This is a genomic window from Amycolatopsis dongchuanensis (genome assembly GCF_039542405.1).
GTDB classification, from domain to species: Bacteria; Actinomycetota; Actinomycetes; order Mycobacteriales; family Pseudonocardiaceae; genus Amycolatopsis_E; species Amycolatopsis_E sacchari.
The window spans coordinates 210366-235103 of the sequence record NZ_BAABIB010000075.1; the positions used below are offsets into that span (position 1 = coordinate 210366).

A 24738-nucleotide genomic window follows, 5' to 3' on the forward strand; every position below is an offset into this window, starting at 1 on the left:
CTCTTGGTCAGTGACCTAGTGACTTGATCCAGTAAACTAGGTCAATGACCAAGGCGCAAGGTTCCCGGCTGACCCCCGAAACGGTCGTCGCCACGGCGCTCCGCCTGCTCGACGAGCGCGGCCTGGAGGCGGTCACGACACGGGCGGTGGCCGAAGCGCTCGGCGTGCGGATGAACACGGTGCTGTGGCACATCAAGAACAAGGCGCGGCTGCTGGAACTGATGGCCGACGCGGTGGTGGGCGAGGTCGTCTACGACGGACTCCCCGAGGACGGCACGGAACGCGCGCGCGAACTGCTGCGCCGCTACCGCCGGGCACTGCTCGCCCACCGGGACGGCGCCGCGCTCGTCACCGGCACGTACGCGGCTGACCCGGGCACCCTCCGGTTCGCCGACGCCGTGCTCGCCGCGCTCACCGCCCGTGGTGACAGCGCCGAGGCGGGGGCCTGGACGCTGTTCGCGTTGATCTACTTCACGCTCGGGCTCACGCAGGAGGAACAGGCGGTTTCCAGCGCCGACGAGCCCAGGCTGCACGGCGCGGTGCTGGCGGGTGAGTATCCGGCGCTGCAGCAGGCCCTGCCCCACCTGACGGGCAACACCTTCGAGGAGCGCTTCACCGACGGGCTGAACAGGCTCCTCGGCTGAGGCACCCGATCGGGGTCAGAACTGGTTCTCGCCGCCGTCGACGTAGAGGTTGGCGCCCAGGATGAAACTGCTCTCGTCCGAGGCGAGGAACGCGACGGCGGCGGCGACCTCCTCCGCGGTGCCCACCCGGCCGATCGGTACCCGCGCCGCGAAGCCCGCCTTGACCTCCTCGACGTTCTCCTCGCCGACCACGCCGGTGAGAGCGGGCGTGTCGATCGTGCCGGGCGAGACCGCGTTGACCCGGATGCCCCGGCCCTTGAGCTCGTTGGCCCAGGTCCGGGTGTAGGAACGCAGCGCCGCCTTCGTGGCGGCGTACGCGCCGAACGCCTCGACCCCATCATCGGCGCGGACGGAGAGATTCACGATCACCGAAGCGCCCTCGTTGAGCAATGGAAGCGCTTTCTGAACCGTGAACAGCGTGCCACGGACGTTGACGCCGAAGATCCGGTCGAAGTGCTCCTCCGTCGTTTCCTCCAGCGTCGCGAACCCGGCCGCCCCGGCGTTGGCGAAGAGCGTGTCCAGCCCCTTGCCCCGGGCACGCACCGCGTCGTAGAGCCGGTCCAGGTCGGCCGGGTCCGCGATGTCGCCGCGCACCGGGGTGGCCGAGCCGATCGCCTCGACCGCCGCGTCGAGCTCGTCCTTGCGGCGGCCGGTGACGAAGACGTGGGCCCCCTCGTCCGCGAGGCGGCGGGCCGCGGCCAGGCCGATCCCGCTGCTCCCGCCGGTCACGACCGCCGTCTTGCCTTCGAGCTGACCCACGTCTTCACCCTCCGCATAGTTGTGTACCGCTCAGTACCGAAGTGGACCGTAGCACTTCCGTATCGATCAGTACACAACAAGAGGGGTGTCACACAGCGGTCGCGAGGACCTCGACCGGCACCAGGTGGCGGTGGCGGACCGGGAGCATCGACGTCGGGTGGGAAACGCTCCAGACGGCGGTCCTGCAGATCAGCTCCTTCATCCGGGCGGCCGCCTTGCCCGTGACCGCGGACGGTTTGACCTGGTCATCGGGGGTCACCCACTGCAGGACCCCGTCGCGGCGGCCCAGGCTGACGCACTGGGCGTTGTAGCCGATCTTGTTCGGCGGGACCGGCCGTCCGGTCAGGCGCGCGGCGATGACGTCGGCCGCGTGGTGGGCCGCCGGAACCCCCGAGGCGCACGACATGCGCAGCGGACTGCCACTCGCGCCCGGCGCAAGCGCGGCATCCCCGACCGCGTAGACGTCCGGGTGCGAGACCGACCGCATCGTCTCGTCGACGATGATCTGCCCCTCCGCGGACACCTCCAGGGTCGTCGCCGCGGCGATCGGGTGCACGGCGAACCCGGCGGTCCACACGGTCACCTCAGCCGGGATCTCCCCGCCGCCGACGGTGATCGCGCGGCCCGGCTCGACACCGGTGACCTCGGTGTGCTCGTGCACGGTGATGCCGAGCCGGCCGAACGCCGTGCGCAGGTGGCTCTGGGCCTTCTCGCTCAGCCAGTCACCGAGGCCGCCGCGCGCGGCGAGCGCGACCTCGAGGTCCGGCCGCGCCTCGGCGATCTCGGTGGCGGCCTCGATACCGGTCAGGCCACCGCCGACGACGAGCACGGTGCCGCCCGCGGCGAGGTCGGCCAGCCGCGCACGCAACCGCAGCGCGGACTGCCTGCCCGCGACGTAGTGGGCGTGCTCGGCGACGCCGGGAACGCCGTGGTCCGCGGCGGTGCTGCCGAGGGCGTAGACGAGCGTGTCGTAGGCGAGCTCACCGGCACCCTCGGTGTGCACGGTCTTGCGTTCGGCGTCGACGGCGGTGACCCGCGCGATCCGCACCTGAACCCCCGTGCCGGCGAAGACTTCGGCCAGCGGGCGGGGCTTGAGGTCCTGGCCGGTGGCGAGCTGGTGCAGCCGGATGCGCTCGACGAACTCGGGCTCGGCGTTGACGAGGGTGATCTCGGTCTCGGCGGGGTGCAGCCGCCTGGCCAGCCGCCCGGCCGCGTTGGCTCCGGCGTATCCGGCCCCGAGGACGACGATGTGGTGCTTCATGGTCTCACTCCTGTCCGGTTGGTGTGTGCCCCCTGAACCGGACAGCGGTGCGAAACCTGACAGGAGCTGGACGTGACCTGCGTCACCAGGTGTCGGGAAGCGCTTCCCCGTGCTCGCCCGCGGCCCACTCGCGCGTCACACGCTCGAGCTTGCCCGGGTTGACCTGCGCGTGGACGGCCGCGATGCCGTCTTCGGTCACGTCCAGCGACACCACCCCGGCGACCCGGTCGCCGACCACCAGCACCAGCGCGGGCACGCCGTTGGCGACCGCGGCGAACAGGGTGGGCCGCCCGCCGATCATCTCCCACTTGGCTTCGCTGGGCTCGAACAGCCCGCGCAGGAACCTCGCCACCCGCAGCGCACCGGTGACGGGCCGCGGCAGCGAGAAGACCACGCCCCCGCCGTCGCCGATGCTGATCGCGTCGTCGGTCAGCAGCCGCACCAGCGAGTCGGTCCTGCCGCTGAGCGCCGCGGCGAGGAACTCCTCGACGATCTTGCGGGCCGCGGCCGCGTCGACCGGGACCCGGCGCCTGCCTGCGGCCAGGTGCTGCTTGGCGCGCCGGTAGATCTGCTGGCAGTTCGGCTCGGTGAGGTCGAGGACCTCGGCGATCTCGCCGTGCGAGTAGCCGAACGCCTCGCGCAGCACGTACACGACGCGTTCCCTGGCCGAGAGCCGCTCCATCAAGGTGAGCACCGCGATCGAGACGGATTCCCGCTGCTCGACGGTTTCCGACGGCCCGAGCATCCGGTCCCCGGCGAGGACCGGCTCCGGTAGCCACTGCCCCACATACGTCTCCCGCCTGGCGCGCGCCGAGGTGAGCCGGTTGAGGCAGATGTTGGTGAGCACCTTGGTCAGCCACGCTTCGGGCGCCTCGATGCTCTCCCGGTCGGCGGCCTGCCAGCGCAGGAACGTGTCCTGCACCGCGTCCTCGGCGTCGTTCGCCGACCCGAGCAGCCGGTACGCGATCGCCTCCAGCCGCGGCCTGGCCGCCTCGAACAACCCGACCTCTTGCGCACCGAGCAACATCTGCCCAGTTAACCATCCGTGCTGGTAGTGATCGACAGCGAAACGGTGTTCGACGCCGTGGCCGCCTCTCGGTAACCTGACCAAGCTGGGGGCGGTGAGATCGTCGTCCGCGGCAGTTCCGGTCAGTGCGGACCCGAGGGAGCCACCGACGTGGTCGAGACGCCCGACATCGTTCGCCCGCCCGCCGAGCTGAGTGCGGCCCTCGCGGCCATCGGCAGCGCCACCGCCAGCGCCGAGCTCAGCCGCATGGGCATCCGCAGCGCCTTCATCCGCGGCCCGGTCACCGTGACCCCCGGCGTGCGCGTCGCCGGGCCGGCGCTGACGTTGCAGTTCCTGCCCAAGCGCGAGGACCTCTACCCCGTCGACGAGTACGCAGAACCGGAAAAACAGCTGCACCGGCACGTCATGTACCACACCCGGCCCGGCGACATGATCATCGTGGACGCACGCGGTGACATGAGCAGCGGCGTGTTCGGCGAGATGATGCTGACCTACTTCAAGGGCCGCGGCGGCGTCGGCGTGGTGGTCGACGGGTGCCTGCGCGACATCGGCGAGGCCAAGAAGCTCGGCCTCGGGCTGTGGATCCGCGGCGCCACACCGAACTTCCACGCCCAGACCGACATCGTCCCGGCCGCCGTCAACGTGCCCGTCGCGTGCGGGGGCACGCTCGTCGAGCCGGGCGACATCGTCGTCGCCGACGACGACGGGGCGGTCGTGGTGCCGGTCAAGCTCGCACCCGCCCTGCTGGCCGCCGCCCAGGAACACGCGGAATGGGAGGAGTTCTCCCGGATCCGCCTGTCCCAGGGCGGGGACATGCGGTTGTACTACCCCCTGTCGGAGGAGGCCCGGCCCGAGTACGAGCGGTGGCGCGCCGAGCAGGACGGGGCCTGACAGACACCTTCAGCTCCACAGCCGGTCGTGGCTCGATTCGGCGTCCCAATGCGTCGTTTCGGCGAAGAACACCGGATCGCGCGGGTCGAGGTGGCGGCGCACCAGCTCCTCGTCGAGCTCACCGAACCCGAGCCCCGGTGTGTCCGGCACGGTGATGTGCCCGTTCTGGATCAGCGGGCGGGGCAGCCCGGTGACGAGGTCGTTCCAGAACTCCACATCGGCCGCGTGGTGTTCGAGCGCCAGGAAGTTCTCCGTGGCCGCCGCCAGGTGCACGGACGCCATCGTCGCGATCGGTGACGCCGCCAGGTGCAGCGCCATCGGGATCCCGCACTCCTGCGCGTGGTCGCCGACCCGTTTGGTCTCCGCGATCCCGCCCGCCGTCGCCGGGTCGGGGTGCACCACGCGGATGGCGCCCGCGTCCAGCAACGGCCGGAAGCCGTCCAGCAGGTAGATGTCCTCCCCCGTGCACGTCGGGACGGCGACGGCCTCGGTGAGCTGGCGCCACTGGTCGGTCAGCTGCCACGGGATCAGGTCCTCGATCCAGGCGAGGGTGAACGGTTCCAGCGCGCGCCCGATCCGGATGCAGGAATCCAGTGCGATGTGGCCGAAGTGGTCGGCGGCGAGCGCGACGTCGTAGCCGACGACCGACCGAACGGTGTCCACATAGGACGCCAGGTGTTCGACGCCCTTCGCGGTGACCTGGATGCCGGTGAACGGGTGCATCGTCGTCAGATCCGCGCGGGCACCCGCGGGCGCGATCAGCGCCCCCGGCACGTCCCACAGCAGGTCGATGCCCACGTCCATCTTGAGCATCGTGAACCCGCGCCGCTTGCGCTCCAGCAGTCGCGCGCCCATCGCGTGCGGATCCGGCAGCGACGGCGTGTCCGCGTAGCAGCGGACCTCGTCCCGGAACCGGCCCCCGATAAGCGCGTACGCGGGCACCCCGTACGCCTTGCCCGCCAGGTCCATCAGCGCCATCTCGACGCCGGAGACCCCGCCGCCCTGACGGCCGTGGAACCCGAACTGCTTGATCTTGCGGAAGATCTTGTCGAGGTTGCACGGGTTCTCCCCGACCAGCCTGCTCTTGAGCATCAGCGCGTAGGTGGCGCTGGCCTGGTCGCGCACCTCCCCGTAGCCGGCCAGCCCCTGGTTGGTGTCGATGCGGATGATCGACGACCGGAACGGCACCCCGGCCAGGTTCGCCACGCGCAGGTCGGTGATGCGCAGGGCGCTCGGCCGGGACCCCTGCGCGACGTGCTCCTCCGTGATCGCCGCGGTCTCGCTGTGCACACTCATCCCTTCACGGCCCCGGCGGTGAGGCCTTCGGTCAGGAACCGTTGTCCCAGCCCGTACATGAGCACGACCGGGATGCTGATCAGCAGTGACGCCGCGGCCAGCTGCCCCTGCGGCACGACGTCACCGAAGATCATCGACTGCATGCCGACGGGCAGCGTCTTGTAGTCGTCCTTGGTGATGAACACGAACGCGAACAGGAACTCGTTCCACGCGTTGGTGAGCGTGAACAACGCGACCGCGAGCAGGCCCGGTTTGGCCAGCGGCAGCACGATCCTGGTGAACGCGCCGAACCGCGTGCAGCCGTCGACGAGCGCGGCCTCCTCCAGGTCCGCCGGGATCGACTTGAAGTACCCGACGAGCAGCCACGTCGCGAACGGCAGGGTGAACGTCGGGTACGCGAGCACCAGCGACCACAGCGAATCGTTGAGCCCGATCCCGCTCACCAGCTGGTACAGCGGGATGAACAGCAGCGCGCCCGGCATCACGTAGGTGAGCAGGATCGTCACCGTGAAGCTCTGCGAGCCGCGGAACTTCAGCCGTGCCAGCGCGTACCCGGCGAGCGCGGCGCAGACCAGTGCGATCACGGTGGACGCCACGGACACCAGGACCGTGTTGACGTACCAGGTGCCGAACGCCCTGCCGGAGAACAGGTTCGTGAACTGCTCGGTGCTCCACGGGTTCGGCCAGAGGTCGTCGGTGCGCGCGACGATCTGGTCGTCGGACTTGAAGGCGGTGATCGTCATCCAGTAGAGCGGGGCCAGCACGAAACCCAGCAGGGCCAGGAGCGCCACACCCGAGCCGGTGCCGCTGACCAGGCGTGCGGCCAGCCGGTTGCCGCGCGTGGCGAGCACGGAGACGAGCCGCCCGACGGCGGCCGTGATCGCCACGAACACGCCCAGCACGAGCGCGGCCTTCCACACGATGTGCGGCGAGGCCCAGGCCAGCAGGAGCACCCCGGCCGCGACGACCACCCACGGCAGCGCCTTGCGCTGCGCGGGACTCAGGCGTCTGCGCCCGAGATCCGCCGCGCCCGGCTGGTCACCGCGCCGCATCAACCGCACGAGGATCACCACGAGGACCGCGATGATCGGCAGCATCACCAGCGTGACCGCGGCACCCGCGCCCAGCTGCAGCTGCTGGATGGCCTTCGAGTACGCGACCATCACGTACGGGGCCGTGGCGTCGCCCGGCCCGCCCTGGGTCATCAGCCAGATCAGGTCGAAGTTGTTGAACGTCCAGATCGACGACAGCAGCACCGTCACGATCATCACGGGACGCAGGCCCGGCAGCGTGATGTGCACGAAACGCTGCCACGGCGACGCGCCGTCCACCATCGCCGCCTCGTGCAGGTTGCTGTCGATCGCCTTGAGCCCGGCCAGGAACGTCACCGTGAAGAACGGGATGCCCTTCCAGACGTTGACGAGGATGACCGCCGGCATCGCGAGCGCGGGGTCCGACAGCCACTCCGCGGGCCAGGAGCCGACCAGCCCCACCGCGGCGAGGGCGGGCCCGATCCCGGAGTCGGTGAGCAGGACGTTGACGCTGCCGAAGATCGGGTCGAACAGCGAGCGCCAGGTGAACGCCGTGACCACGGTCGGGATCACCCACGGCAGCAGGATCACCCCGGCGACGACCGCCTTGCCGCGGCGCATGTGGTGCAGCATCAGCGCCGCGATGAGGCCGAAGACCACCTTGAAGATCTCGGCGTACGCGGTGAAGACGAACGAGTTGAGCACTCCCTTGTGGAACAGCGCGTCGCCGATGAGCGCGGTGTAGTTGGCCAGCCCGACGAACGCGGTCTCCGCACCGTGGCGCTCCGTGGTGCTGGTGACGACCGAATCGGCGATCGGGACCAGGATCAGGCCCGCGACCAGCAGCAGCGTCGGCCCGATGAACACGACGGCGAGGCGCCAGTCGCGGCCGAGCACGCGTTGCCACCTCGTCAGAGAGGAGGACCCGCCCGGTGACGGGCGGGCCTGCGGCGACCGCGTCAGTTCTGTCCTCTTTGGACGCAGGACCGTCATTGCCGGTAGCCCTGCTGCTCGAAGATCTGCACGATCCGGCTGTGCGTCGTGGCGACCGCGTCGGCGGGCCGGGTGCCCTGGATGACCGACTGCATCATGTCGGTCAGCAGGTAGGCGGCGACGGCGGCCTGCTCGCCCGGGCTCGGCGCCTGCGGGAACGCGTAGCCGGTCTTGGTGGTCACCGGGAGGGGCACGCGGGTCTGCTCGCGCAGCGCGGGGAACGCCGGGTCGCCGCTGGTGTAGTACGGGTCGGAGTCCCACACCTTGTCCCACGACGGGTTCACCAGGCACGGCGCCTCCTTCGCGACGCCGAGCAGCGCGCTCCCGCCCGCCATGAACTTCGCCACCAGCTTGGCGAGATCGGGGTTCTTCGCCCCCTTGAACACGACGAACGAGTTGGACTCGCCGAACGCGAGCGGCCGGTCGAGCGCGGGCCCGGTGGCGCCGTTGAACGGGTGCGTGTTGGCGTAGACCGGGTTCTTCTTGGTCTTCGAGTCGGCGTAGACGCTGAACTGGTTGAGCGTCAGGCCCAGGATCTGCGCCAGCCAGTTCTCGTTGTTGCTCGAATCCGTCCAGCTCCCGACCCCGGGCGGCAGCATCGGCGCGTACTTCGGGTTCTTGTAGATGTCACCGATAAACGCGACGGCCTCGACGGTCTCGGGCGAGTTGAACACCACCTTCGTGCCGGTGTTGTCCGCGATCGCCCCGCCGTAGGTGTTGATGACGTTCTGGATGAAACCGTTGGCGTCACCGGAACGGTTCACCGTCAGCCCCCAGCCGAAGCGCCGCTTCGACGGGTCGGAGACCTCCAAAGCGTTGTCGCGCAACTCTTCCCACGTGTAGTAGGGCTTGAGCGGCAGGCCCTTCTCCGCGTACCAGTCCTTGCGCAGGTACATCCCGGAAGCGATGAAGTGGTACGGGATCGCGTACCAGCGCCCGTCGAACACGCAGTAGTTGTTCGCCTCCGTGGCGGGCGCGCCGTAGAGCGTGCGCATCTCCTCGACCACGTCGGTGACGTCGGTGAGGTCGCCGAGGTTGTGGAGCTGGCCGACGAACCGCCGGTCGCTCACGAACGCCAGGTCGCGGCTGTTGCCCGCCTTCACGTCGGCGTCCATCTTCGCGACCATGTCCCCGGCGTCGCCGGAAACCAGGTCGTTGCGGATCGTGGTCCCGGTGGCCTGCGCGAACACCTGCAGCGACTTGTCCAGCGCCCGGTTGGCGGCCTCCGAGTACAGCTTCTGCGAGAGCATCCCGACCGACCCGCCGCGGAGTGCGGCGGCCTGGTCGAGCAGCGCCTTGGGCACCTGCACGTCCACCTGCGGCGGCGCGGCGGGGCCGCTCCCGCACGCGGCGAGACCGAGCGCGCCCAGCGCGCTCATCCCGAGGAACGCGCGCCTCGACCAGTCCGTTTTCTCTTCCATGACCACTCCTCTCGCGTCCGGGCGGGCGGACGCATACCGACGGGGCGACGTTGCAACCGGCGGGACAGCGGGGCGAGTGCCGCGCTGCCGGGTCGTTCATGCGGCGAAGGACGCCGAACTGCTGATGCGTTGTCCTGGCAGCCCGTCGAACAGCCCGGCCGAGCCACGGGGCCGCCACAGCGGTACCGGGCCCGCGCCGGGCACGGGGTCGAGCGCCAGTGCGGCCGCCCGTTCCGCGGAGTCGAACGCCCGCTGGACGACCATCGTGTTGGCCACGCTCTGCGCGACGCTGCCGACGGGCCGCGCGCCGAACCGCACGGCATCGGCGAAATCGACGAGTTCCGCGCGGTAGCCGTTGTCACTGCCGCGGAAGACCGTCGTGTGCGTGGTGGCATCGGGGCCGCTGCGCGTCACGCGGCGCTCCGACTCGGATCCGGCGAGCACGAGCACGCCTTCCGTGCCGTACAGCCGCATCTCGTTGGGTTCGGGCGGCACCGGGATCTCGGGGTAGGAAGCGGTGTAGTTGCCGATGGCACCTCCGCTGAAGACGAGGGTGAGGGTGAGGTCCGACGGCGCGTCGATCGTGCTGTTCGCGGTCTGCACGGCACCGTGCACCCGCGCGATTTCGCCGCACAGCAAGCGGATCTGGGCGATGTGGTGCACGCCCGCGTCGAGGTGCACGCCGCCGCGGTACCGCGGCCGGTGCCGCCACGGCGTGCTGGTGAACGAGCCCTCGCGGGGCACCACCTGGCCGGCGTGCCGCCACGCCATCAGGTGGAGGCGGCCGATCGCGCCGGCGTCGACCAGCTCGCGGGCGTAGCGCAGGTCGTCGCGGTAGAAGAAGTTCTCGCCCACCATGAAGGTGCGGTCCGGGTGCTCGGCTTCGAGTGCGAGGAAGGCGGCGGCCTGCTCCGCGTCGACGCCCGCGGGCTTCTCGCAGAGCACGTCCTTCCCCGCCGCGAGCGCGTCGCGCGCCACCTCGTACAGGTGCGGGATCGGCACCGAGATCAGCACGGCGTCGACATCGTCACGGGCCAGCAACGCTGCCCGGTCGGTGGCGGCCAGTGCCTGGTCGACCCCGCTGTAGGCGGCGAACCGCCTGCCCTGTTCGGCGGAGGAGTCGGTGAACGCGGTGACGGTGTACCGGTCGGTGAGCGTGCGCAACGCCGGCCAGTGCAGCTTTTCGACCGCGAGTCCGGTGCCGATCAGTCCCAGCCGGATCGGTGAGATCGCCGGTGCTGCCATGCCTGGTCCGTCCTCGTCAACGGTTGCCGGATCTCGGTCGTGCAGTGCGTGCTGTGCCTAACGCCGCCGGGCGGCCCGCTTGCTTCGCTGCTCCTTCTGCGCGAGGAGCGTGGAGTTGTTGCTCAGGTGCTTGCGCATCGCCTCGCGGGCCCGTGCCGGGTCGCGGGCGACGAGCGCCTCGTAGATCTCCGTGTGGTCGGTGGTGGCGCAGCGTAGCGCGGCAGGCGCCTGGTTGGTAATACGCCGACTGGCCGTGCCGAGCCAGCGAGCGGAGTACATGATCCGGTCGAGGAGGCGGTTTTCGGCGGCCCGGCAGATCTCCATGTGGAACTCGTGGTCGACCTCGAGGTAGGCGTCGGGATCCGCCTCCAGCGCCGACATGCGGTCGATCTCGTCCCTGAGCCGGCCGAGCGTCTCGTCGGTGATGCCGGCCGCGGCCATCGCGGCGAGTTCGGGCTCGAGCAGGACGCGCAGCTGGTGCAGTTCCTGCAGCAGCTCGCCGACGGTCTCCTCGGGCAGCCACTCGATCAGCAACGGGCTCAGGTAGTCCCATTCCGCGTGGGGGCGCACGACGACGCGGCGGCCCTGCGCGACGTCGACGATGTCGAGCGAGGCGAGGATCTTGAGCGTCTCCCTCGCCACCACGCGGGAAACCCCGAACTCCTGCGAGATCTCGAGCTCCGACGGGGCGCGGCCGTCCTCGATCTCGCCGCTGACGATGCGCCGGGTCAGGTGTGCCGCCACCTGCACCGGGAGAGTCCGGATCTTGACAGCGTCCGGAGACTCCTGTCTCCTTTGCATGTGATGAGCTTATAGGACAAGTCGGACAGCGCGACAGTCCGTTTTACCTGCGTTTACCTGCACGACCCGGCGGCGGGAGAGCGATGCGGATCGTCAACGTCACGACGGCGGTGGTGGCCTACCACGGTCAGGCCACCCTGGTGCGGATCGACACCGACGAGGGGCTCAGCGGGTTCGGCGAGGCCAATCCCGACGCCGGCGCGGGCGGTGTCGTGGGGGTGATCAATTCCCTGACCCCGCTGCTGATCGGTGAGGATCCGCGCAACGTCGAGCGGTGCTGGGAGAAGTTGCGCCGCAGCAAGGTTTTCGCGGGTCCGCAGGGCGGGGTGTTCGTCATCGCCCTGTCCGGGATCGAGCTCGCGCTGTGGGACCTCGCGGGCAAGGCCGCGGGCCAGCCGGTGTACCGGCTGCTCGGCGGGAAGTTCCGCGACAGGATCCGCGTCTACGCCGACTGCGGCGACGGCGACGACCCGGCCGGTTCGGTCGCCGGGTGCGTCGACCGGGCCCAGCGGATGGTCGCCGAAGGCTTCACCGCGCTCAAGTTCGACATCGACGACCTGAGCCACCCCGCGAAGTTCGACGCGTTCAACCACACGATCAACGCCTCGGAGCTGCGGTCGATGGTCGACCGCGTGGCGGCCGTCCGGGAGGCGATCGGCCCGGAGGTCGACCTGGCGATAGATCTGCACGCCCGCTACGACGTGCCGAGCGCGTGCCGGATCGCGTGGGAGCTGGAGCCGTTCAACCTGATGTGGCTGGAGGAACCGCTGCCGGCGGAGAACGTCGACGCACTGGTGCGGGTGCGCGCGCAGACCCGCACGCCGATCTGCGCGGGCGAGAACCTGTACCTCCGGTGGGGATTCCGCGAACTGCTCGAACGCGGGGCGGTGGACGTGATCGAGCCGGACGTGCCGAAGTGCGGTGGCCTCGCCGAAGCCAAGAAGATCGCCAACCTCGCGGAGATCCACTACGTCCCGTTCGCGCCGCACCTGGTGTCGACCCCGCTCGGCACGATGGCCACGTCGCACCAGTGCGCCGCGATCCCGAACTTCTTCGTGCAGGAATGGCACGCCCTGGAGGAACGCGCCGTGTGGGACAGCTACGTCCACGCCCCAGACGGCAGCGACTCCATCGTGAAGGACGGTTACATCACGCTGCCGGAGGCCCCGGGCATCGGCGTGGAACTCGACATGGACGGCGTGCGGGCGCACGCCGTGGAGGGGTTCGGGGTGTTCGAGTAGGGGACCTCAGCGCCGGGCGGGTTGGTCACGCCGCCTCCGGATACGAGGCCTCCAGTCCGGCGAACACCGCCCCGGCACAGTGACAGCGCACTGGTACGCCGTACCAGTGCGCTGTCAGCGACGCGTGCGCACGGTGCCAGCCGCCCTGGCCAGGATCGAACCCGGTTACCGAAAGGGCGGAAGGAGCTCCCATGCATGTTCCAGTCACGATCATCGGCGCCGGGGTCGGCGGGCTGACCCTCGCGCGGGTCCTGTGGGTCCACGGGATCCCGTCGGTGGTGTACGAGGCAGAACCTTCTCCGACGGCGCGGGCGCAGGGCGGGATGCTAGACATCCACGACTACAACGGGCAGCTGGCCATCGAGGCCGCCGGGCTGGCGGACGAGTTCCGCGGCCTCGTCCTCCACGGCCGCCAGGCCTTCCGGGTGCTCGACCGGGACGGGAACGTCCTGTTCGACAAGGCCGACGACGGGACCGGGGGCCGTCCCGAGGCGTTGCGGGCGGACCTGCGGCGGATGCTGCTCGACTCGCTCCCGTCCGGTACCGTCCACTGGGGACACAAGGTCACCGGCGCCCGCGCGCTCGGCGGCGGGCGGCACGAGGTGAGCTTCGCAGACGGGAGCACCGTCGCCACAGGCCTGCTGGTGGGGGCCGACGGTGCGTGGTCGCGGATCCGGCCGCTGCTCACCGACGCCGCACCCGAATACGTCGGCACGTCGTTCGTCGAGACCTACCTGTACGACGCCGCGACGCGCCACCCCGCCACGGCGCGGGCGGTCGGCGGCGGGTCGATGGTCGCGAACGGGCCCGCCCCGGACGTGGCGATCAACGCGCACCGGGAAAACGGCGACACGCTGCACGCCTACATCCAGCTCACCCGGCCGCTCGACTGGTTCGCCGCCATCGACTTCACCGATCCGGCCGCGGCCGCCACCCGGATCGCGGCGGAGTTCGACGGCTGGGCACCGGAACTGACCGCGTTGATCACCGACTCCGACACCGCACCGGTACTGCGGCCGCACCACACGCTGCCGATCGGGCACAAGTGGGAGCGGCAGCCGGGAGTCACCCTGGTCGGCGACGCCGCGCACCTGACGGCCCCGAACGGCGAAGGCGCCAACCTCGCCATGCTCGACGGCGCCGAACTCGCCCAGGCACTCGCCGCCCACCCCGACGACACCGAGGCCGCGCTGGCCGAGTACGAGCAGGCGATGTTCACCCGGAGCGCCGCCCCGTTCGACGAAGCCCTCGTCATGGAAAGCCTCTTCGGCGACGACATCCCCGAGCAGCTGGCCGAGCTGTTCAAGGACCACGACCAGACGGCCTGAGCCGGGTCCCCGTGGCCCGTCCCGAGGGGCGGGCCACGGCCTCGCGGGGACTGTGGTGTGGATCACCGGCACCACGGGCCGGTTGTGCGAAGTGGACACCGCGGTGCTGGACGGGCTGATCAGCGCTGTTCAGCACCAGAGCGCACGGCACGTCAGCTACCCGGCCCACTCCTGCGGCGCGCTGGATCCCTGGTCGATCCTTCATCGGCGGCCGCGCCTCCCCGACCACTCAGCCCGACGCGGCGTCCTGCGTGATCAGAACCGACCTCGGTCCGGCCCCGGTCGCGGGTGAGCACGAGCTGGCGAGCCTGACGAGCTGCCCGGCCACTGACCTCACCGGGCCAGCCCGCGCAGGGTGTGGAGCAGGACGTGGGCCAGGTTGTAGATCACCGCGCCCGGTGGGGCGGCCGCGGCCTGCTGGACGGAACCCACGATGCTCACCATCGGCTTGCCCGCCCGGGCCGCCGCGGCCGCGACGTCCGCCATCGCCTGCGCGACAGCGGGTTCGGCCGCACCACCGGTCAGTCCCATCGCGACGGACAGGTCCGCAGGGCCCACGAGCACCGCGTCGACACCCGGCACCGCCAGGATTTCCGGCGCCGCGGTGCACGCCGAGGGTGTCTCGATCATCGGCACGACGATCGTCGTCTCCGCGGCGTATTCCAGGTGCTCGGCGATGCTCCGCGCGCCGAACCGGCCGGCTCGGCTGTACGTCGCGAAACCCCGCTCCCCCAAGGGCGGGTAACGCGCGGCCGTCACGACGGCGCGGGCCTGCTCCGCCGTGTCCACGTGGGGCACGATGATCCCGTCGGCTCCGAGGTCGAGGACCCGCAGCACGAGCGCGGGCTCGGCGGCCCCGACCCGGACCAGCACGCCGAGTCCGTGCGCCTGGGCCGTCACCACGTGCTGCTGCAACGGCACCAGATCGGCGGGCCCGTGCTCGCAGTCGAACACCACGAAGTCGAGCCCGGCCACGCCCACCATCTCGACGAGCGTCTCCGACGGCAACCGCAGCAACCCGCCCAGCAGCCGCTCCCCCGCCACCAGCCGATGCCGCAGCCCGCTCACCGCGCCACCATCCCCGCCGACAGGTCGATGTCCGCCGCGCACAGGCCCGGCATCCGCAGCATCGCGAGCACGGCGGCCGCCACCTCGGCCTCGGTGACCATCCGGCCCAGCGCCGCCCGCCCGGTGAACGCCCGCTCCGCCTCGGCGTAACTCGTCCCGGTGTGCTCGGCCTCCAGCCGGAAGTTGCGCGCCATCCGCTCCCCCTCCACCGGCCCCGGCGACAGCGAGTTCACCGCCACCCCGGACGGCCCGACCTCGCCCGCGAGCGTGGCCGTCAACCCGATCACCGCCATCTTCGACGCGCAGTACGGGGTGCGGCGCAGCAACGGCCGCTTCCCGCTCACCGACGCGATGTTGATGACGTCCCCGGCCCCGCGCTCGACCATCGCGGGCAGGAACGCCCGGCACACCAGGTACATCCCGCGGACGTTCACCGCGAAGACCTCGTCCCACTCCTCCGGCGTGACCTCGACCAGCGGCTTGACCGGGCCCGCGATGCCGGCGTTGTTGACGAGCACCGAGATCTCCTCGTCCGCCAGCTCACGAGCCAGCGCGGCGACCGAGTCCGGGTCGGCGACGTCGCACACCGCGGCCCGGCCCGGTCCCGGCAGTTCCGCCACCGTTTCGTCCAAACTGGACTTCCGCCGCCCGGTCACGACGACCCGCGCCCCGGCCTCCGACAGCGCGACCGCGATCGCGCGGCCCAGGCCGTTGCCGCCACCGGTCACGAGCGCGGTCCGCCCCCTCACGCCCACCGCAGCTCCCCACGGCGGAACCCGGCCGCGCGCACGTCCCCGGACCGGGCGTGCCCCTCGAACAGCTCGACGCGCGCCGCCCGCCCGCAGACCTCACCGAGCAGCACACTCGACTCGCTGCTCGTGACCTCCTGGTACGTCACGGTTTTCAGGTACTTGCCGACCCACAGCCCGCCGGTGTAGCGGGCGGCGCCGCGCGTCGGCAGGACGTGGTTCGTGCCGATCACCTTGTCCCCGAAGGACACGCACGTACCGGGCCCGAGGAACAGCGCCCCGTAGTTCCGCATCTTCTCCAGCGCCTGCCGCGGCTGCGCGGTGAGGACCTGGACGTGCTCGGACGCGTAGGTGTCCGCCAGCGCGAAGGCCTCGTCGACGGTGTCCACCACGTGGATCTCGCCGTGGTCGCGCCACGCCGGTTCGGCGAAGTCCCTGGTGGGCATACCGGGCAGCAGCGCCTCGACGTGGTCGAGCACCTCCCGCGCCAGCTCCTCCGACGTGGTGATCAGCACCGCCGGCGAGTCCGGCCCGTGCTCGGCCTGCGACAGCAGGTCCACCGCGACGACGAACGGGTCGGCGGTGTGGTCGGCGACGATCAGCACCTCGGTCGGGCCCGCGAACAGGTCGATGCCGACCTCGCCGAACAGCTGCCGCTTGGCCTCGGCGACGTAGGCGTTGCCCGGCCCGGCGATCAGGTCGACGCGGCCCATAGTCTCGGTGCCGACGGCGAGCGCGGCCACGGCCTGCACCCCGCCGAGGAGGTAGATCTCGTCGGCGCCCGCGAGGTGCATGGCCGCCACGGTGGCGTCCGGTACCTCACCGCGGATCGGCGGGGTGCACGCGGCCACGCGCGGCACCCCCGCCACCTTCGCGGTCACGATCGTCATGTGCGCTGAGGCGGTGAGCGGGTACCGGCCACCGGGGACGTACGCGCCGGCGGCGGCCACCGGGACATGTTTTTGTCCCAAGTGGACACCGGGTAGCGTTTCGACCTCGAACTCCCGCAGCGAGTCGCGCTGGTGCCGGGCGAACGCGCGCACCTGGTCCTGCACGAACCGGATGTCCGCCAGCACCTGGGCGGGCACCCGGGCGACGATCTCCTCGACCTGGTCGGGCGAAAGCCGGAACGACTGGGGCGACCACGAGTCGAACTCCGCCGAGTAGTCGCGCACCGCGGCGTCGCCGCGCTCCCGGATGTCGGCGATGATCGCGCGGACGCGGTCGGCGACGTCGCTCCGCTGGGCGGCGACCTGGCCGGCGGGCACCGCGGACTTCAGGACCTTGGGCATGGGAACTCCTTCATCGGATCAGGCGGAGCCAGTCGCGCAGCAGGGTGGCCACGGCGGTGGGCTCCTCGAACGTGAGCAGGTGCCCGGCCTCCGGGAGCACCCGCAGGGTCGCCTCGGCCGCGTGCGCGGCGATCGCGTGGTGGAACGACGGCGGGCACAGCGCGTCGCGTTCCCCGCACACCACCAGGACCGGGCAGGACAGCCCCGCGATGGCCGCGTGGGCGTCACGCCGGGTGGCCTGCGCGGCCAGCTGGGCGCGGAAGGTGCCCGGGCCGACCCGGTGGGCCATGTCGAGGAACCGTAGCCCCAGCGGGGAATCCGGTTCGGCGAACATGGTCGGCAGGATCCGCTCGACGGCGGAGTCGAAGCCGCCGCGAGCGGTGAGGCGGTCCAGTTCGGCCCAGCCGGCCAGCTGCGCCGCGGTCGGGGCTCCCGCGTTGGTCGACAACGCGCAGAACCCGGCGAGCCGCTCCGGGGCCTGGCGGGCGACCTCGAACCCGGCGATCGCGCCGAGGCTCAGTCCCGCGAGCACGAACGGACCGTCCACTGTAGACAGAATCTGCTCGGCCATGCCGCCGATGGTCGGGGCGGTGATCCGCGCGTGCACCACCGGTCCCGGCGGCTCGACGCCGGCCCACAGACCGGCGTCGCACAGCATGCCGGGGACCAGCACCACCGGCGGTGCCGTCACCGCCCGGCCGGCCTGGGCAGGAGGTGGTAGGGCGCGAGGTAGCCGTTGTGGTCGAGGCCGACCCCGGCGTCGGCGGCCGCCTTGACGACCTCGTCGTCCCAGTCCAGGCGGACCCGGCCGTCCCCGCCGTTGACGACGAGCAGGGTCGCGGTTTCGCCGGAGACGTTGCGGAGGCTGCGCCACGCGCCGCGCGGCACGGACAGCATGTCCCACGGGCCGAGGCGGACGCTGACCTCGTCGTGGCGGTTGAGGGTGACCTCCCACTCGCCGTCCTTGACCAGCAGCACCTGCGTCTCGTCGTGGCGGTGGAGCGGCACACCCTCCCCCGGCTCCGCCCGCAGCCACGCGATGTTGTGCCCGTGCGGGTGGTAGATCCGCGGTTCCTGGTCGCGGTCCTCGGTCATCCCGAAGCCGATCACCGGGGCCAGCTCGGCGCGCCCGCCGGGCAGGACGCCGCCCAGCAGGGCCCGCGAGGACCACTGGAGGTCGTCCGTCGTGACGACCCGGCGGCGCAGCTTTTCCACGTCGTAGGACGGCAGGGCGGCGATGTCCTCGGCGACCATCGGGCGGACCAGCTCGGCCGGGTCCGGCACCTCGTCTCCCGCGACGGTGTCCACGAGGCGGTTGTCCGCCGTCAGGTAGAGGCCGTGGCCCTCGGCCTCCCGCAGCACGGACGGTCCCCAGATGATCCCGCCGGTGTCGTCGTGGCCGAGGACGGTGAACAGCCAGCCGTCGTCGGGGCCGATGTTGGTGAAGCCGCGGAAGATCCACGTCGGGATCGAGGCGATGTCACCCTCGCGCAGCACCAGCTCGCCCTCGTTGCCGTCGGCGCCCCAGCGGAGCAGGAACTCGCCGCGGAAGCACAGGAACACCTCGGCGGTGAAGTGCAGGTGCAGGTTGTTGGTGATGCCGTGCGGCATGGCGGCGGCGCCGATGTTGAACCCGTGGGGCTCGCGCAGGTTGACCACCTGGTCCGGGTTCTGCGTCACGCCCGGCCCGATCATCGAGTAGTTCTCCTTGCGGTCCGAGCCCGGCGTCCGGCAGTCGATGAACGCCTGGTCGCAGGAGACGAAATCGGCCCGCCGGATCGTGCGGCGGCGCAGTTCCGCCGCCGTCACCCGCCCCTCGCCGTTGCGCATGACATCCTCCGAAGTCGTTGTTAATACGTATGCAGAACACCATCCACAAGCGGGACCTGTCAAGGGATGGATTCCGGTAGGATCCGTATGCACGCCCGCGCTCAGGGAAGGACGCCGATGTCGATCACGAGCCATGACGTGGCCCGGCTCGCCGGGGTCTCGCAGCCCACGGTCTCCCGTGCGCTGCGCGGCGATCACCGGGTTTCGGAGGCCACCCGCGCGCGGGTGCGCGAGGCGGCGGAGGCGCTCGGGTACGTGCCGAGCGAAGCGGGCCGGAGCCTGTCGACGCGGTCGACCCGCCGCGTCGGCGTGGTGGTCACCGACCTGACCAACCCGTTCTACCCGCATCTGATCGGCCCGCTGCACGACGAGCTCGAGCGGCACGGGTACCGGATGATGCTGTTCACCGAGCGCAGCGAAACCGCGCTGGAGACCGAGCGGCTGCTCGACCGCTCGATCGACGGCGTCGTGCTCACCACGGCGGTGATCGGCTCACCCCTGCCCGCCGAGCTGAACCGCCGTGGCCTGCCGTTCGTCTTCCTCAACCGCGAGACCGGCAATGACGGCGCGGACGCGGCGGTGGTCGACAACGAGGCGGGCGGCAGGCTGGTCGCCGAGGAGCTCGTGCGCCTCGGGCACACCGACGTCGCCCTGATCGGCGGCCCCGCGGACACCACCACCGGGCGCGACCGCGAGCTCGGGTTCCGCGTCGGTCTGTCCGAGGCCGGGGTCGGCCTGCCCCGCCACCGCGTGCGCCGGGGGCCGTTCGACTACGGCACCGGTTACCAGGGGCTGCTCGAGCTCGCCGCGGACGGGCCCCGTCCGACAGCGGTCTTCTGCGGCAACGACGTGATCGCGATCGGGGCGATGAACGCGGCGCGGCGGCTGGGGCTGGACGTGCCGGGCGACCTGACGCTGATCGGCTTCGACGACCTGCCGATGGCCTCGTGGGAGACGTTCGACCTCACCACGGTCCGGCACGACCTCGACGGCATGGCCAAGGCCGCCGCGGGCCTGCTCGTCGAACGCCTTTCCGGTGGCGCGCCGGAGGAACCGCGCCGCGTCACGTTCGCCCCGGAGCTGGTGCCGAGGGGAACGCACGCGGCGCGGTGACGCCTCACCGCCGGTCCGCCTCGGCCCAGGCGGACGGGGTCAGCGCACCTCCGTAGAGCGGCATCGGGATCGGCTCGTCGTCCTCCCGCAACTGCTTCCACACGCGGGTGACGCCGAAGCTGCCGTGGCGGCGGACGGCGGTGACCGAGTCCAGGTCGATCACCGCCGTGAGCACGCCGGTGGCGGCGCCGGGCAGTTCGGCGAGCACCTGCCCCTCGGGTCCCACCAGCACCGAATGCCCCAGCCCGGTCTGCGCGGCCGCGTTGACGCTCGCGACGAACACCTGGTTGACGGTCGCGTTCGCGCGGGCGAGCACGACCTCCTGGGCGCGGTCGGCGGTGTCGGTGCGGACCACGTTGAGCACCAGCTCGGCACCCAGCCACGCCAGATGCCGGGTCACCTCGGGGAACCAGGCGTCGTAACACACCGAGAGCCCGATGCGGCCGACGCCGGGGATCGGGAACACCACGAACTCCCGCCCCGGCCGGAACGGCTCGTGCGGCCGCCAGGGGAAGACCTTCCGGTAGGCGGCGGCCAACTCACCCTCCGGCGAATACACCACGGCCGTGTCGTAGACGTGGCCGTCGGCACCGAGTTCGGCGACGCTGCCCGGGCACAGCCACACCCCCAGGTCTCCGGCCAGCTCGGCGAAACACCGGTGCCGCGGGCCGTCCCGGACTGGCTGAGCGTCCACATCCGACTCACCGGTCAGGTGCAGCTCCGGGTAGACCAGCAGCCTGGTGCCGGGGAACCGCCGCAAGGTCGCCGTGACGTGCCCGGCGAAACCACCGAGATCCCGCCGTGCCGGAACCTGGGCCAGCGCGAGGGTGAGCGGCCTGCCCATCACACCTCCTGCGGGACCAGCCGCCGCGTGCGCAGGGCGGCGGTGGCGCGGTGGGCGGCCATGCCCTCGGAAGCGGAGATGACGTCGACGGCGTCGGCGAGCGCGGGCGTGGCTTCCCCGGCGACGCGCTGGTAGGTCAGCGGCCGGAGGAACCGCGACACCGACAGCCCGGCACTGTGCCGTGCACCGCCCGCGGTCGGCAGCACGTGGTTCGTCCCCGCCATGCCCTTGTCGGAGTAGGCCACCGTGCTCCACGGCCCGAGGAACAGCGAGCCGTACGCGGTCAGGTTGTCGTGGTACCAGCCGTCTTCGGCGGTCTGGATCTCCAGGTGCTCCGGGGCGAGGTCGTCCATGAGGGCCGCCGCCGTCTCGCGGTCGGCCGCCACCGTGATCGATCCGTGGTCGCGCCACGCGGGGCCGGCGATCGGCGCGGTCGGCAGGGTCGCGAGCTGGCGTTCGACCTCCGCGGTGACCGCCGTCGCGAGGTCACCGCTGGTCGTGATCAGGGCCGCGGGCGAGTCCGGGCCGTGCTCGGCCTGGCCGAGCAGGTCGGCGGCGACGAGTTCGGGGTCGGCGGTCCCGTCGGCGATCACGGCCACTTCGGACGGTCCGGCGAGGAGGTCGATCGCGACGGTGCCGAACAGCTGGCGCTTGGCCTCGGCCACGAAGGCGTTGCCCGCGCCGACGAGCATGTCCACCGGCGTGTCGCCGACGAGCCCGTAGGCCATCGCCGCGAGCGCCTGCACACCGCCGAGCAGGAAGACCCGGTCCGCACCGGACACGTAGGCGGCGTAGAGGACGGCGGGGTTGGGGCCGCCGTCCGGCTGCGGCGGGGTGCACGCGACGACGGACGGGACCCCGGCTGCCTTGGCGACGTTCACGGTCATGAAAGCGCTGGCGGTCAAGGGAAACCGGCCTGCGGGCAGGTACGCGCCGACGCGCTGCACCGGCAGGTAGCGGTACCCGGCGACGAGCCCCGGTTCGAGCTCGACCTCCATGTCCTTGAGCGCCTCGCGGGAGGCCTTCGCGAACGCCGCGGTGCGGGCGGCGCCGAGTTCGATGGCCGCGCGCAGGTCCTCGGGCAGCCGCTCACCACTGCGGCGCATCTCCTCGCGCGAGACCTCCAGCGGGCGGCCGTCGTACCCGTCCAGTTCGGCCGCGTACCGGCTGACCGCGTCGAGGCCCTCGGTACGGATCCGGTCGAGCATGCGGGTGACGGTCTCGATGACGGCCGGGTCGCGCTGGGCCGGGGCTCCCCCGGCGGCAGGTGCCTTGACGACGGTGAACCGGCCGGCGAACCGGCGCTGGATGGCTTCGCTGAAGTACATGTCCCGAAAGCTAGTTCCGCGCAAGGCACAGGAACACCTTGTCTTCCATTGGACTACCTATAGGGTTTCCTTGTGACACTGACGCAATTGCGCGCGCTGGTCGCGACGGCGGAGCTCGGCTCGTTCACCGCCGCGGGCACCGCACTCGGCTACACGCAGGCGGCGATCTCGGAACTGGTGCGCCGCCTGGAGGAGGAGTGCGGGCTGCAGTTGTTCCACCGCGGCGGGCGGCGACTGACGCTGACGCCCGCGGGTGCGCAGCTGCTGCCCCACGCGCGCCAGACGGTGAGCGCGGCGCAGAACGCCGAGGACACGATGAAGGCGGTGCGGGGGCTGACCGGCGGGGTCGCCTCGTTCGGCCTGTTCCGCAACGCGGACTTCTACCTGCTGGCCGAGCTCGGCGAGCGGTTCGCCGCGGCGCACCCGGACGTGCGGGTGCGGCTGGTCGGGGTGAACGCCGCGCTCGTCGCGGAAGCGGTGGCGGCCGGGGATCTGGAGGCGGGCATCGTGGTGCTGCCGGTGACGCCCTCAGGACTGGAGATCACGCCGCTGGCGCGGGACGAGGTGCTGTACGTGTCGGCGGACCCGGAGCACGTCGCGGCCCCGGTGGACATCACGACGCTTGCGGCGCGGCGCCTGGTGCTCTACGACGCCCACGTGGGCTGGGCGGACCCCGACCGGCTGCAGCTGGCGGAGCGCGCGCAGGTCGCCGGGGTGCGGCTGGAGCCGTTCATAGAGGTCGAACAGGCCCAGGCGGCGCTGCACCTGGTGGCCCGCGGGGTCGGCGACACGTTCCTGTCCCGCGCCGTCGCCGAACGGCTCACGCGGACCGAGGGCCTGCGGCTGCACACGACGACGTTCGACCCGCCGCTGCACAACACGTTCGCCCTGATCCGCCGACGGCACACCCAGCTCTCCCCCGCGACGGCGGAACTCGCGCGGCTCGCGGTGGACCTCCTGCTGCACCACTCGATGCTCGAACACCGGCGGCCCCTGCCACCGCAGGAGCCGCCGGAGCCGTGAGGGAAGCGCTTTCAGCGGGCGAACTTGTCGGCCGCGAGCTCGCTGCGGTAGGTCTCCTTCATGAACACCGTGATCACCACCAGCGCCAGCACGGCCGCCGCGGCGAGGTACACCCACACCGCGTAGATCGTGCCGAACGCCGACACCAGCAGGGTCGCCACGAACGGCGTGATGCCCATGAAGATCGAGAACGAGCTGTTGTAGGCGATCGAGCTCGCGCTGAACCGCGTGCGCGTCGCGAACAGCTCCGCCGCACAGACCGTGACGATGCCGGTCAGGAAGAACTCCGGGACGAGGTAGATCAGCTGGCTGCCCACCGCGGCGGCGAACGTGCCCCGCTCCCCCACCCAGAACGCGAGCGGCACCAGCACGATGCACGCCACCGCGCCGGTGATCAGCATCGGCTTGCGGCCGATGCGGTCGGAGATGATGCCGGCGACCGGCACGAGCGGGATCAGCACGGCGACGGAGATCATGTTCGACAGCCAGGCCGAGGACTGGGACAGGCCCAGCGTGTCCGACAGGTACTCGGGGTAGAAGGTGACCCAGGTGTAGGACAGGATCGCCAGCATGATCGACGCGCCGCAGAACACGAGGATCGGCCGCCACTGCGATCGCAGCGCCTCGCGGAACGGCGCCGCGACGACGTTCGTCCCGTGCTCGGTGGCCGCCTCGAACTCCGGCGTCTCGCCGATCCGGCTGCGCAGCCACATCCCGACCAGGCACAGCGGCAGCACCGCGAGGAACGGGATCCGCCAGCCCCAGCTGTGCAGCGCCGCGTCGGTGCACACCGCGCTCATCAGCGCGGCCACGCCGGCTCCCGCCAGGATGCCGAAGAAGCAGCTGTTGGACGCGAACGAGGTGTAGTACGCGCGCCGGCGCGGCTCGGCCCACTCGACGACGAACGCGACGGCGCCGACGTACTCGCCGCCCGCGACCATGCCCTGCACGACCCGCAGCACCAGCAGGATCAGCGGGGCGGCCAGCCCGATCTGGCCGTAGGTCGGCAGGACGCCGATCAGGGCCGTGGAGATGCCCATGAACACGACCGTCCACAACAGGACGCGCTTGCGGCCGAACCGGTCGCCCCACCGGCCGAGCAGGCTGCCGCCGAGCGGCCGGACGAGACACGCGATCGCGATCACGGCGTACGCGCTCAGGACGCTGGCCGTGTGGTCGCTCGCCGGGAAGAACGACGAGGCGAGGACGGGTGCCATGTAGCCGTACAACCCGTAGTCGAACTGCTCGACGAAGTTGCCGATGCTGCCGGCGACGATCGCGCGGCGGATCACCTTTCGACGTCCGGCCGCATCGGGGGACGCGGCCGTGGTCGGCGCGAGGGTGGACATGACACCTCCGATTGTGCCACAACGGCAGAGCCGTTCTGCATACGTATAGAGCAGCAACATAGGTGGGTGTCAGCGGCTGGTCAAGGGGCGCAAGAGTGGCTTGCGGTGACCAATGCATACGAATACAGTGCTCGCTTCACGCCATGGGGGTCGCCGGACCCCGGTCGCCATCGTGCATCGTGGCCTCGTCGCAGGCCGGGGCGG

The 24738-nt window shown here is 71.3% G+C and carries 22 protein-coding genes; 6 read left to right on the plus strand and 16 right to left on the minus strand.

Going from position 1 to position 24738, the window contains the following annotated elements; genetic code table 11:
• Positions 1-44: 44 nt before the first annotated feature.
• Positions 45-644: a TetR/AcrR family transcriptional regulator C-terminal domain-containing protein gene (locus ABFX51_RS18650; protein ID WP_346054347.1), complete on the plus strand. Its 600-nt coding sequence runs from the start codon at positions 45-47 to the stop codon at positions 642-644.
• Between the two features lie 15 nt (positions 645-659).
• On the opposite strand, the gene ABFX51_RS18655 is transcribed toward ABFX51_RS18650, so the two are convergent.
• The 3 genes from ABFX51_RS18655 to ABFX51_RS18665 all read right to left on the minus strand — a co-directional run bounded on the left by ABFX51_RS18655 (position 660) and on the right by ABFX51_RS18665 (position 3691).
• The gene (locus tag ABFX51_RS18655; protein WP_346054348.1) at positions 660-1403 is read right to left on the minus strand and encodes an SDR family NAD(P)-dependent oxidoreductase; all 744 of its coding nucleotides are present in this window, start codon (positions 1401-1403) and stop codon (positions 660-662) included.
• Between the two features lie 88 nt (positions 1404-1491).
• Positions 1492-2664: an NAD(P)/FAD-dependent oxidoreductase gene (locus tag ABFX51_RS18660; RefSeq protein WP_346054349.1), complete on the minus strand. Its 1173-nt coding sequence runs from the start codon at positions 2662-2664 to the stop codon at positions 1492-1494.
• Positions 2665-2746: 82 nt separating this feature from the next.
• Complete coding sequence (locus ABFX51_RS18665; RefSeq protein ID WP_346054350.1) at positions 2747-3691, minus strand: RNA polymerase sigma-70 factor; 945 nt, start codon at positions 3689-3691, stop codon at positions 2747-2749.
• A 150-nt stretch (positions 3692-3841) separates the two neighbouring features.
• On the opposite strand from ABFX51_RS18665, the gene ABFX51_RS18670 reads away from it, so the two are divergent.
• On the plus strand, positions 3842-4582 hold the full coding sequence (locus ABFX51_RS18670; protein WP_091507122.1) for an RraA family protein: 741 nt from the start codon (positions 3842-3844) through the stop codon (positions 4580-4582).
• Positions 4583-4591: 9 nt separating this feature from the next.
• On the opposite strand, the gene ABFX51_RS18675 is transcribed toward ABFX51_RS18670, so the two are convergent.
• The 5 genes from ABFX51_RS18675 to ABFX51_RS18695 form a co-directional block, all read right to left on the minus strand.
• The gene (locus tag ABFX51_RS18675) at positions 4592-5878 is read right to left on the minus strand and encodes a mandelate racemase/muconate lactonizing enzyme family protein (protein ID WP_346054351.1); all 1287 of its coding nucleotides are present in this window, start codon (positions 5876-5878) and stop codon (positions 4592-4594) included.
• Positions 5875-7806: an ABC transporter permease gene (locus ABFX51_RS18680; RefSeq protein ID WP_346054352.1), complete on the minus strand. Its 1932-nt coding sequence runs from the start codon at positions 7804-7806 to the stop codon at positions 5875-5877. Before ABFX51_RS18680 ends, ABFX51_RS18675 begins: the two co-directional genes overlap by 4 nt.
• 92 nt (positions 7807-7898) lie before the next feature.
• Entirely contained in the window at positions 7899-9323 is a 1425-nt protein-coding gene (locus ABFX51_RS18685) for an extracellular solute-binding protein (protein ID WP_346054353.1), read from the minus strand.
• A 96-nt stretch (positions 9324-9419) separates the two neighbouring features.
• Entirely contained in the window at positions 9420-10568 is a 1149-nt protein-coding gene (locus ABFX51_RS18690; protein WP_346054354.1) for a Gfo/Idh/MocA family protein, read from the minus strand.
• A gap of 57 nt (positions 10569-10625) precedes the next feature.
• On the minus strand, positions 10626-11369 hold the full coding sequence (locus ABFX51_RS18695; protein WP_245783046.1) for a FadR/GntR family transcriptional regulator: 744 nt from the start codon (positions 11367-11369) through the stop codon (positions 10626-10628).
• Positions 11370-11452: 83 nt separating this feature from the next.
• On the opposite strand from ABFX51_RS18695, the gene ABFX51_RS18700 reads away from it, so the two are divergent.
• Both ABFX51_RS18700 and ABFX51_RS18705 read left to right on the plus strand, forming a co-directional pair.
• The gene (locus ABFX51_RS18700) at positions 11453-12610 is read left to right on the plus strand and encodes a mandelate racemase/muconate lactonizing enzyme family protein (RefSeq protein ID WP_091507134.1); all 1158 of its coding nucleotides are present in this window, start codon (positions 11453-11455) and stop codon (positions 12608-12610) included.
• A gap of 191 nt (positions 12611-12801) precedes the next feature.
• Positions 12802-13938: an FAD-dependent oxidoreductase gene (locus tag ABFX51_RS18705; RefSeq protein WP_091507136.1), complete on the plus strand. Its 1137-nt coding sequence runs from the start codon at positions 12802-12804 to the stop codon at positions 13936-13938.
• Positions 13939-14271: 333 nt separating this feature from the next.
• Here the strand turns inward: ABFX51_RS18705 and ABFX51_RS18710 are convergent, their stop codons facing one another.
• Genes ABFX51_RS18710 through ABFX51_RS18730 form a run of 5 tightly spaced genes read right to left on the minus strand, consistent with a single transcriptional unit; the run spans position 14272 to position 18877 of the window.
• Positions 14272-15006, minus strand: a complete 735-nt coding sequence (locus ABFX51_RS18710; protein WP_091507139.1) for an HpcH/HpaI aldolase family protein — start codon at positions 15004-15006, stop codon at positions 14272-14274.
• Positions 15003-15755: an SDR family NAD(P)-dependent oxidoreductase gene (locus tag ABFX51_RS18715; RefSeq protein WP_245783047.1), complete on the minus strand. Its 753-nt coding sequence runs from the start codon at positions 15753-15755 to the stop codon at positions 15003-15005. The genes ABFX51_RS18710 and ABFX51_RS18715 overlap by 4 nt, the downstream gene beginning before the upstream one ends.
• A complete protein-coding gene (hisD, locus tag ABFX51_RS18720) occupies positions 15752-17047 on the minus strand; it encodes a histidinol dehydrogenase (RefSeq protein WP_091507144.1) in 1296 nt (431 codons plus the stop codon). The genes ABFX51_RS18715 and hisD (ABFX51_RS18720) overlap by 4 nt, the downstream gene beginning before the upstream one ends.
• 10 nt (positions 17048-17057) lie before the next feature.
• A complete protein-coding gene (locus ABFX51_RS18725; protein ID WP_091507147.1) occupies positions 17058-17738 on the minus strand; it encodes an alpha/beta fold hydrolase in 681 nt (226 codons plus the stop codon).
• Entirely contained in the window at positions 17735-18877 is a 1143-nt protein-coding gene (locus ABFX51_RS18730; RefSeq protein WP_091507149.1) for a cupin domain-containing protein, read from the minus strand. Before ABFX51_RS18730 ends, ABFX51_RS18725 begins: the two co-directional genes overlap by 4 nt.
• A gap of 117 nt (positions 18878-18994) precedes the next feature.
• Between ABFX51_RS18730 and ABFX51_RS18735 the strand changes: the two genes are divergently transcribed.
• Positions 18995-19990: a LacI family DNA-binding transcriptional regulator gene (locus tag ABFX51_RS18735; RefSeq protein WP_091507151.1), complete on the plus strand. Its 996-nt coding sequence runs from the start codon at positions 18995-18997 to the stop codon at positions 19988-19990.
• Between the two features lie 4 nt (positions 19991-19994).
• On the opposite strand, the gene ABFX51_RS18740 is transcribed toward ABFX51_RS18735, so the two are convergent.
• Together ABFX51_RS18740 and hisD (ABFX51_RS18745) are read right to left on the minus strand one after the other, a co-directional pair.
• The gene (locus ABFX51_RS18740) at positions 19995-20834 is read right to left on the minus strand and encodes a carbon-nitrogen hydrolase family protein (protein WP_091507153.1); all 840 of its coding nucleotides are present in this window, start codon (positions 20832-20834) and stop codon (positions 19995-19997) included.
• Positions 20834-22162: a histidinol dehydrogenase gene (hisD, locus tag ABFX51_RS18745; protein WP_091507155.1), complete on the minus strand. Its 1329-nt coding sequence runs from the start codon at positions 22160-22162 to the stop codon at positions 20834-20836. Before hisD (ABFX51_RS18745) ends, ABFX51_RS18740 begins: the two co-directional genes overlap by 1 nt.
• Positions 22163-22234: 72 nt before the next feature.
• On the opposite strand from hisD (ABFX51_RS18745), the gene ABFX51_RS18750 reads away from it, so the two are divergent.
• Positions 22235-23185 carry a LysR family transcriptional regulator gene (locus ABFX51_RS18750; RefSeq protein ID WP_091507158.1) on the plus strand — a complete coding sequence of 317 codons (951 nt, stop codon included), beginning with the start codon at positions 22235-22237 and terminating at the stop codon, positions 23183-23185.
• An 11-nt stretch (positions 23186-23196) separates the two neighbouring features.
• Here ABFX51_RS18750 and ABFX51_RS18755 read toward each other — a convergent pair whose 3' ends face one another.
• Positions 23197-24534 (minus strand): MFS transporter, encoded by a 1338-nt coding sequence (locus ABFX51_RS18755; RefSeq protein WP_091507161.1) that lies wholly within the window; start codon positions 24532-24534, stop codon positions 23197-23199.
• Between the last annotated feature and the right edge of the window lie 204 nt (positions 24535-24738).

Bases quoted from the DNA above. Each gene is read 5' to 3' on its own strand.
- ABFX51_RS18650 (WP_346054347.1), top strand. From the start codon at position 45: ATGACCAAGGCGCAAGGTTCCCGGCTGACCCCCGAAACGGTCGTCGCC.
- ABFX51_RS18660 (WP_346054349.1), bottom strand. From the start codon at position 2,664: ATGAAGCACCACATCGTCGTCCTCGGGGCCGGATACGCCGGAGCCAAC.
- ABFX51_RS18665 (WP_346054350.1), bottom strand. From the start codon at position 3,691: ATGTTGCTCGGTGCGCAAGAGGTCGGGTTGTTCGAGGCGGCCAGGCCG.
- ABFX51_RS18675 (WP_346054351.1), bottom strand. From the start codon at position 5,878: ATGAGTGTGCACAGCGAGACCGCGGCGATCACGGAGGAGCACGTCGCG.
- ABFX51_RS18685 (WP_346054353.1), bottom strand. From the start codon at position 9,323: ATGGAAGAGAAAACGGACTGGTCGAGGCGCGCGTTCCTCGGGATGAGC.
- ABFX51_RS18690 (WP_346054354.1), bottom strand. From the start codon at position 10,568: ATGGCAGCACCGGCGATCTCACCGATCCGGCTGGGACTGATCGGCACC.
- ABFX51_RS18695 (WP_245783046.1), bottom strand. From the start codon at position 11,369: ATGCAAAGGAGACAGGAGTCTCCGGACGCTGTCAAGATCCGGACTCTC.
- ABFX51_RS18700 (WP_091507134.1), top strand. From the start codon at position 11,453: ATGCGGATCGTCAACGTCACGACGGCGGTGGTGGCCTACCACGGTCAG.
- ABFX51_RS18705 (WP_091507136.1), top strand. From the start codon at position 12,802: ATGCATGTTCCAGTCACGATCATCGGCGCCGGGGTCGGCGGGCTGACC.
- hisD (WP_091507144.1), bottom strand. From the start codon at position 17,047: ATGCCCAAGGTCCTGAAGTCCGCGGTGCCCGCCGGCCAGGTCGCCGCC.
- ABFX51_RS18730 (WP_091507149.1), bottom strand. From the start codon at position 18,877: ATGCGCAACGGCGAGGGGCGGGTGACGGCGGCGGAACTGCGCCGCCGC.
- ABFX51_RS18735 (WP_091507151.1), top strand. From the start codon at position 18,995: ATGTCGATCACGAGCCATGACGTGGCCCGGCTCGCCGGGGTCTCGCAG.
- ABFX51_RS18740 (WP_091507153.1), bottom strand. From the start codon at position 20,834: ATGGGCAGGCCGCTCACCCTCGCGCTGGCCCAGGTTCCGGCACGGCGG.
- hisD (WP_091507155.1), bottom strand. From the start codon at position 22,162: ATGTACTTCAGCGAAGCCATCCAGCGCCGGTTCGCCGGCCGGTTCACC.
- ABFX51_RS18755 (WP_091507161.1), bottom strand. From the start codon at position 24,534: ATGTCCACCCTCGCGCCGACCACGGCCGCGTCCCCCGATGCGGCCGGA.